Raw genomic sequence first — 8,572 nt, 5'->3', positions numbered from 1 at the left:
AAAAGAAGAAAATTTACCGAAACATGGGAGTGAGGTAAAATGTTTCAGACCGCAGTGCAGCTCTATTCCTTCCGCGACCAGTGTGCAAAAGACTTCGTCGACATGCTCAAGCTCGTGGCCATCATCGGCTTCAAGGGCGTGGAACCCGCCGGGTTCTACAACCTTTCGCCGAAAGAATTCCGCAAGATCGTCAACGATCTCGGCATGGAGGTCTGCTCCGCCCACGGCCCCTGGCTCCGTTCGGTCGAAATGATTCCGGAAGCGATCGACACCCTCGGGGAACTCGGCCTCAAAACCGCCGTCTGCGGATACGGCAAGGCCGACTTCAAGACCCTCGATGACATCAAGCGTACCGCCGAACTTACCAATGCCATGCAGGAAAAACTCGAGGCCGCCGGCATCACCCTCTTCCAGCACAACCACTACTGGGAGTTCGACATGGTCGGCGACCGCCTCGCCTATGATATCTACGCCGAACTCTGCCCGAAGGTCAAGTTCGAACTCGACTGCTACTGGTCGGCCAACTTCGGCAAGGTGAACCCGGTGGAGGTCATGAAGCGTTTCCGCGACCGGACCATCCTCGTCCACATGAAGGACGGCGTGCTCGATCCCGATATCCCGATGCTGCCGCTCGGCTCCGGCAAACTGCCGATTCCGGAGATCCTCGCCGCCGTCGATCCCAAACTGGTCAAGTGGGTCATCGTCGAGCTCGACAACTGCGTGATCGACATGTACCGCGCCATGAAGAAGAGCTATCAGTACCTGACCACCAGCGGCCTCACCATCGGCAACCGCTAATCGTTTCAGCAAGGAGATTTGAATTATGAGCAAAACCAGAATCGGTGTCATCGGCTGCGGCATGATTTCCGACACCTACTTCAACGCGGCCAAGCGGTTCGGCAATATCGAAATCGCCGCCTGCGCCGACATTGATATGGAAGTCGCGAAGAAGAAGGCCGAAGCGCACGAGAACCTCTTCCCCGCCAAAACAGTCGACGAACTGCTCGCCGATCCCTCGATCGAACTGGTCATCAACTTGACTGTGCCGAAAGCACACGCCGAAGTCGATATGCAGATCCTCCGCGCCGGCAAGCACGCCTATTCGGAGAAACCGCTCGGCGTCGACCTCGATCAGGCCCGCGAAGTGATGAAGCTCGCCGCAGAAAAGAACCTGCGCATCGGCTGCGCTCCCGACACCTTCCTCGGCGGCGGCCAGCAGACCGCGCGCAAGCTGATCGACGACGGCTGGATCGGCAAGCCGATCGCCGGTACCGCGATGGTGCTCGGCCGCGGTCCGGAAAAGTGGGCACACGCCCCCTTCTTCTTCGATTACGGCGCGGGTCCGATGCTTGACCTCGGCCCCTACTACATCACCGCGCTCATCAACCTGCTTGGTCCGGCGAAGAGCGTCACCGCCATGACGACCAAGGGTTCGGAAACCCGCGTCGGCGGTCCGGACACGGTTCCGCACGTCTACCCGATCAACGTCACCACCCACCTGACCGGCGTGATCGAATTCCAGTGCGGCGCGCTGATCACCGTCATCACCAGCTTCGAGGTCTACAAGCACGGCCACGCGCCGATTGAGATCTACGGCAGCGAGGGAACGCTTCAGGTGCCCGACCCGAACACCTTCGGCGGCCCGGTGAGAATTTTCCGCAACGACTACCAGGATTGGGTGGAGTGCCCGCTTTCGCACGGCTACACCACCAATTCGCGCAGCATCGGCGCGGCGGACATCATCAACGCGCTGAAGTCGGGCCGGCCGCACCGCGCCTCCGGCGAACTCGCGTTCCACGCGCTGGAAATCATGCTCGCCTTCGACAAGTCGAGCCAGCTCGGCGCCAAGGTGATGCTGGAATCGACCTGCAAGCAGCCCGCGCCGCTTCCGCTCGGGCTGGAAGACGGCGAACTCGACGACTGAGTGCCAGTCTGAAAACCGCAAACCGCCGCGGAATGGAATCCCCGTTCCGCGGCGGTTTTTTGCAAAAGTTGAAGAAAAAAATCTTCTTTTCCCATGAGGTTCCGGAAAAAACGGCGGGAGGACGAACAATCGCCCTCCCGCCGTCCATGCAACCTGTTCCGTTCAGCGGTCGGAAGCGCAGGCTTCACAACGCACGCCGCGGGAAATCACCAGCATCCCGGTAACGTTCCGCAGGATGAATTTCGGCCCGATCGCGTCGTGAACCAGTTCGGCCTGGTACTCCGACTTCGACCACAGCGAGGAATTCGTCAGCTCCTTCCCGCTGCTGAAGTTGAAGGTCATCCCCTCGAACACATCCGGGCGATAGACCACGGTCGCATTCTTCAGCCCATCCACCTCAATCCGGCGCTGAATGCCGGGGAAGCACTGCGGCACATCGCGGCAGGTGATCACCGAATCGTCGCCGGTGACGAATATCCGCCCTTCCTGATTGACCGCCCGCTCGCAGTGATAGACGGCATGGTTGTTCCGCAGTACGGTGTCACAGCGGCTGAACACCGGCGCCCCGTCCGGGAAGCGGAAGGAGCGATCCCCCGTGGTGTTCTTCGAATAGGCAACCAGATAGAGCCCGTTCGCGTGCCAGCGCAACGTCATGCAGTCATCCGGCAGCAGCGGATCGACCTTGTGAAATTCGATCTCGAAGCCGACCCGCCCGAGCAGGTAACGGAACAGTTTCTCACAGTAGAAATAACGATCCTGCGCAAACGCTGTCGGATTGTAGTGCCCCGGCTGGATCTCAAAGGAGTTCGTGCCGCGAATCCAGAGAATTCCGCCCTTGCCGACGGTGCGGTACAGGGCGGCGGGACGGCGTTCGCCTTCCTGCACGTACTCCGCCAGAATCTCCGCTCCGGCAGCGGGATCCGCCACACAATCGAGCGGCCCGCCGGAGTAGACCGGCAGGTGGCGGACGGCATTGCACTTGCTGAACGCTTCAACCCCTTCCAGCACCATCTCCCCTTCGATCGGAGCGGCCGGGACCACGCCGAGCAGTTTTTCAATCGCTTCCCCGCGCGCCGGGCCGTAGAAGAGAATCCTGCCGCCGGAGCAAAGATGCTTCTCCGCCGCGGCGAGCACCGCCGGCGTGATGTCGAAAATCGTGGACATCACCAGCACCCGGTCGCGGAACTCCACGCCGGATTCAACCGCCTTGACGAAGTTCGTGCTGGAGATCACCGTGTTGACCGGGAATCCGGCGTTGATCGCGCCGCGGATCAGATAGTCGTCGGCAAAAATCTGCTCGAGACGACGCCCCGCGTAAACCTCGTTGTGGTACTCCTCAAACGGATAGACCCAGATGAAGGGCCCCGCGGCGTCCGCCTGCGTGCATTCCGCATCGTACAGATATCCGGAAACCTCCACCGGCACCAGATCGGGCATCCGCCCGTAGGAGTCGTCGATCGAGAGCAGATGAAGCGCATTGGAGGCCTCCACCGAGCCATCCCCCCGCAGCCGGGTGACCGAGAGCGGCAGATAGATGTCGTAGGGACTGCGGCTGTAACGGTCCAGCCAGGGGCTGTTGACAAACCAGGGATCGTGAATGTAGTAGCGGAAGGGATACCCCTTCCCTTTCGGCAGTTCCGCCATGTGGCTCATCCAGCCGGCAAGCTCCATGCCGAAGTCACCGTTCAACGCCGCCCACGGCGAATTGACCGGCGCTTCGATATCATGCACCTCGCGGTAGATTTCGCGGGTCGGCGTGGCGTCGCTGGCAAGATCCATGCCGGTCGTGAGGTTGGTACCGCGCGTTTCCAGCGGGAAATCGGGGCACTCCCGCCGGAAATCGTTCCAGAATCGGAACATCGCCTCCTTGGTCGCGTGCGCCTCTTCCGGGTTGAATTTCTGCCCGTTGAAGATTGCTCCGCAGGCCCCCCAGGTCTCCATGCCGAAACCGAAGCCGTTCGACAGCCAGAAGTAGTCGAACCCCATATCCGTAAGATACCGCTGCGCCTGCCGCCCCAGGAAGGTGCCGAACGAGGTCCCCTCCGGAATTCCCTGCGGGAACCCGGCGTAGGAGCGGTCGTCGGCATGCAGCGTGGTGTAGCAGCAGACGAAGGTCTTTCCGCCCAGGCAGAAACCGCGGCAGATCTCCGGGTGACGCTTGTACTTGAAGTCGGAGACCGCGAACTCCGGCCCGGAATCGAAGGTCGCCCCCATCCGCAACCGTCTGCCGTACATCTCCCGGAACTGCTCGCGCAACACGTCGATCACACGTTTGAAGTCCCCGTAGGTGAACTCCGGCGGATTCTCCATATAGTACCGGGGGTGTTCGTGGATGGTTTTCTGATCCGGCGGCACGTTCGAGGAGATGCCGTGCGGATTGGCGACGCCGATCCACTTGCACCATTCAAAACGGTCTTCCATCTTCCCGTTGTATTCGAGAATTTCCGAACCGTCGGCGGCCCAGAACATCAGCGAGACCTCTTCGGCATTCTCAATCATTGTCCGCCACTGTGAAAAAATCTTCTGCCCCACAGCCCGGATTCCGGCCTCAGAATGGTCGGCAAACGGCTTAAGCGAGACTTCAAGATCCAGCTTCTTCCAGAACATCGTTGACACTCCCTTGGATAAATGGTTGTTCCGCATCTTAGTATAATTTCATAACAGAAGATACGCTTGGGCAATTTTGACAAATATGCAGAAACGGCAAATCAATCAATGGAGTCCAAAAAAATGATCAATATCCGAGCTCATCGGCGCCTTCGAACTGCATCCGGTAATAGCGGGCATAGAGCCCGTCACGCTCGAGAAGCTCGCGGTGGGTGCCGCGCTCCTCGATTCCGGCATGGTTGATGACGATGATCTCATCGGCGTTGCGGATCGTGCTCAGCCGATGGGCGATCACGATGGTGGTCCGCCCGCGCGAAAGCTCTTCGAGCGCACTCTGTATATGCCGCTCGCTCTCGTTGTCGAGCGCGCTGGTCGCCTCGTCAAGGATCAGAATCTTCGGATTCTTGAGGAAAACCCGCGCAATCGAAATCCGCTGTTTCTGCCCGCCGGAGAGGCGCGCCCCGCGTTCCCCCGCATAGGTATCATACTGGTCGGGCAGCGACATGATGAAATCGTGAATGTTCGCCCGCTTCGCGGCCTCGATGATCTCTTCGTCGGTGGCGCCCGGCCTGCCGTAGCCGATGTTCTCGCGCAGAGTGCCGGAGAACATATACACCTCCTGCTGCACAATGCCGATTGCACCGCGGAGCGACTTGAGCGTCACATCGCGGATGTCCTCCCCGTCGATCAACACTCTGCCGCCGGTCACATCGTAGAAGCGCGGCACCAGAGAGCAGAGCGTCGTTTTTCCGCCGCCGGAGGGTCCGACCAGCGCCAGCGTCCGGCCGGGAGCGACGCGGAGATTGAGATTGTGAAAAATCTCCCGCCCGGCGTCATAATGAAACGAAACCTGATCGAACACGATCTCCCCTTCTGTCACCCGCAGAGGATGCGCGCCCGGCCGGTCGACGATATCCGGCACCGTCTCGATCACCTCGACAAAACGTTTGAATCCGGCGTACCCCTTCTGGAACTGCTCGGTAAAATTGATGAGCACTTCGACCGGGTTGATGAAGATCCCGATGTACAGTGCGTAGATGGCCAGCTCCCCGGGCGCGAGGGTGCCGCGGGCGATGAACCAGCCGCCGCTGACCAGAATCGAGGTGTAGAGCAACCCCTGGAAGAACCCGTTTCCGGCATGAAAGCTGCCCATGACCTTGTAGTTGCTCACCTTGGAGTCGAGAAACTGCAGATTGGAGTGGCTGAACTTGCCCCGTTCCAACTCCTCGTTGGCGAAAGATTTCACCACCCGGATGCCGGAGAGGGAGTCCTGAACCCGGGCGTTGACGCCGGCGATCTTGCGCCGGTTGTCCAAAAAAACCGCGTGCATCCGCCGGTTTTTGCGGATGGAGAAGACAGCCATCAGGAGCGTCACGGCAAGCAGAATCAGCGTCATCGGCACGTTGATGAACATCAAAATTGCAAAAGAACCGATGATTTTGAGCAGAGAGATGACGATGTTTTCCGGGCCGTGATGAGCGAGTTCGGAGATGTCGAAGAGATCGCTCACCAGTTTGGACATCATTTCTCCGGTATTGTTGCGGTCGTAGTAGGAGAAGCTGAGCCGCTGGTAGTGATCGAAGAGATCCTGCCGCATGTCGCTCTCCATGCGCGCGCCCATCACATGCCCCCAGGTGGTGATGAAATACTGACAGCCGTAGCGGACGACGTACATCAGCAGCAGACCGCAGCCGATCAGCCAGAGAGCTCTCAATATCGCTTCCGCTCCTTCGGTAAAGAGTCCGGTCGTGAGCAGCTTGAGGATCTGCGGAAACGCCAGATCGATTGCGCAAACCGTCAGAGCGCACCCCATATCGCACCAGAAAAGAGTCCGGTACGGACGGTAATACGAGAGAAATTTTTTCAGAATATTCATGATGAAAGGGATTCGTTTCAGCGGTTTTGAAAATGCAATTAATTTAATCTTTCCGAATCGTTTTTTCAAGCGGCAACGAAAAAAGAGAAAGGGAATTGCAAAGGGAAATTGAAAATTTGACAAACCGCAATTTTCATGATATAATAGATAATATTCCGTCATTGTACGGGTTACACACAAAGAAAGGAGTTGCAACCATGAAAAGAATCCTCCCTCTTCTCCTCCTCTGCGCCTTCAGCACCCTCGTTGCCGGAGCGGCGGAAACTCTGATTCACCAGTCGGCATTTCAGGCCCCCAGAAAAGGGTTCGGCTTCTGGAATACACCGGATCTGCAGACGGCCGCCAGCGTTGTCGACGGCACAGTGAAAATTATGTTCAAAGCGAACAATGCGGCAAAACAGAATCCTTACAATGCGCAGTTTATGGTTCCTTATAGCAAAGGGTTCAAAGCGGGCGTGAAATACCGGGTGGAAGCGACGGTCAAATCCAGTGCGGACCTGAAGGTCAAAATGGCGATCACCCTCAACCAGAAACCGTGGACACAGCTGACAGGCAAAGATTTCGACCTGAAAGCCGGCGAGGCGAAGGCTCTCGTTCTCACCTTCAGCCCCGCCGCAGATGTGACAGGCAATTACCGCCTTCCAATGTTCGGCCTCGGGCTGGCGAAAGCCGATACCACGGTGGAAATTTCCAACGTGAAGTGCTTTGAAATAAAGTAAGCCGACGACCAGACTGTACCGACGTTCCGGAGGATGCCTCCGGAACGTTTTTTTCTCTGGAATATGCACTTGTCGTTTGACAACCCCTCGTCGATATGGTATATTTTATATTCATGTCTTGCGACATGGTCAAACGATTATAAACAAGGGGTTCTATAAAAATGAAGAAGATTCTGACCGTTCTCGCGCTCTGCGTCTTTGCCGCATTCGCGGGGACCGCCGCGACGGAAAATCTGCTTGAAGAAGCGGTATTCCAGCCGGAAAAGAAGAACTTCACCTTCTGGAAGGTGAAGGATCTGGAAGCGTCCACCACCGTCAGAAACGGCGTGGTGAAAATCACCGTCAAGACGAACAAGGCCGACAAAGCCAATCTCTACAACGCACAGTTTATCGTACCCTACAACAAGGGATTCAAGGCGGGCGTGCACTATCGTGCGGAAGTGACCATCAAATCCAGCACCGATCTCAAGATCGCCATGAACATCTCCCTCAACCAGAAACCGTGGACCAGCCTCCGCGGCAAAACCATCCAGCTCAAGGAAGGAGTTCCGACGGTCGCCGCGCTCAACTTCTCCACTGCGGAGGACATCTCCGGCAACTACCGCGTCCCCATGCTCGCCATCGGTCTGGCTCCGGCCGGCAGCACGGTGGAAATCTCCAGCGTGAAACTCTTCGAAGTGAAGTAGGACTCTCTGAAGTCAGCACACTGCGGTTCCTGATCTCATCGGAACCGCAGTTTTTTTTGAGAAAAAGAGAGCCGTCGCCCCGGACGGCTCCGGAACGCACCGCTGTTCCCTGACAGCATTCGAAGAATGATCCGGTGTCCGGCAATGTCTCTCCGAGCAACCTCAAACAAGATTGCCGGAAAGTAATGTGATTTTCTCTACTCCCGCTTTGAAAACCGCATCGGCGGCAGTACATTACTGAGTATTCAGCAAGAGGGAGTTTCGAACGATGAAGAGAGGAATCCGCCTTTCGGCGGCTGTTCTGCTGGCGGTTGCCGTTTCCATTCCGGCGGCGGCGGTGGTGCCAATCCGCATGTCCGCGGATGACGTGTTCCGCATCACCGTTCCGGACGAATGGAAGACGGAGGTTCAGAAATATGTTCCACGCCGCACCGCAACGGTGGTGATCCACGGTGCCGGTGACGCCTTCCGCGCGCGGTTGACGTTCCACGCCGACAACGACGGCCGCGAACGGTTCAACACGCCCGAAAAACTGGAGCGGCAGGTCCGCCTCGCCGCCCGCGCCACACTGCGCGAAGCCATCGAGGGGCATCTTCATCTCCACCCCTTCTCCGCGGGGGGGCGGTATGGAGCGCTGCTCTACTTGACCCGGCAGAAGTTCGTCAACACCGATCCCCCCGCCGGCGAGTGGCGCTACCGCACCGTCGGCGCCATGCGCCTCTCACCGGACAGCGCTCTGATATTTCTGCTCGACACCAAC

7 protein-coding genes are annotated in these 8,572 nt (G+C 58.1%); 5 read left to right on the top strand and 2 right to left on the bottom strand.

Features of this window, described 5'->3' with window-relative positions; genetic code table 11:
* The first annotated feature begins 39 nt into the window (after positions 1-39).
* Together ACMLHG_RS16445 and ACMLHG_RS16440 are read left to right on the top strand one after the other, a co-directional pair.
* A complete protein-coding gene (locus tag ACMLHG_RS16445) occupies positions 40-798 on the top strand; it encodes a sugar phosphate isomerase/epimerase family protein (RefSeq protein ID WP_294435532.1) in 759 nt (252 codons plus the stop codon).
* 25 nt (positions 799-823) lie between these two features.
* The gene (locus tag ACMLHG_RS16440) at positions 824-1,924 is read left to right on the top strand and encodes a Gfo/Idh/MocA family protein (RefSeq protein WP_417171180.1); all 1,101 of its coding nucleotides are present in this window, start codon (positions 824-826) and stop codon (positions 1,922-1,924) included.
* 162 nt (positions 1,925-2,086) lie between these two features.
* Here the strand turns inward: ACMLHG_RS16440 and ACMLHG_RS16435 are convergent, their stop codons facing one another.
* Complete coding sequence (locus tag ACMLHG_RS16435; RefSeq protein WP_417171179.1) at positions 2,087-4,531, bottom strand: hypothetical protein; 2,445 nt, start codon at positions 4,529-4,531, stop codon at positions 2,087-2,089.
* A gap of 127 nt (positions 4,532-4,658) precedes the next feature.
* Positions 4,659-6,407 carry an ABC transporter ATP-binding protein gene (locus ACMLHG_RS16430; RefSeq protein ID WP_417171178.1) on the bottom strand — a complete coding sequence of 583 codons (1,749 nt, stop codon included), beginning with the start codon at positions 6,405-6,407 and terminating at the stop codon, positions 4,659-4,661.
* A gap of 197 nt (positions 6,408-6,604) precedes the next feature.
* Between ACMLHG_RS16430 and ACMLHG_RS16425 the strand changes: the two genes are divergently transcribed.
* The 3 genes from ACMLHG_RS16425 to ACMLHG_RS16415 form a co-directional block, all read left to right on the top strand.
* Positions 6,605-7,126 (top strand): carbohydrate binding domain-containing protein, encoded by a 522-nt coding sequence (locus ACMLHG_RS16425; protein ID WP_295806733.1) that lies wholly within the window; start codon positions 6,605-6,607, stop codon positions 7,124-7,126.
* Positions 7,127-7,287: 161 nt separating this feature from the next.
* Positions 7,288-7,812: a hypothetical protein gene (locus ACMLHG_RS16420; RefSeq protein WP_294435522.1), complete on the top strand. Its 525-nt coding sequence runs from the start codon at positions 7,288-7,290 to the stop codon at positions 7,810-7,812.
* Between the two features lie 268 nt (positions 7,813-8,080).
* Positions 8,081-8,572: hypothetical protein (locus ACMLHG_RS16415; protein ID WP_417171177.1), on the top strand; the 492-nt coding region annotated here is incomplete at its 3' end.

It is taken from the genome of Victivallis sp. (assembly GCF_048170485.1).
Lineage (GTDB): Bacteria > Verrucomicrobiota > Lentisphaeria > Victivallales > Victivallaceae > Victivallis.
This window is presented reverse-complemented; position numbering and strand designations above follow the sequence as displayed.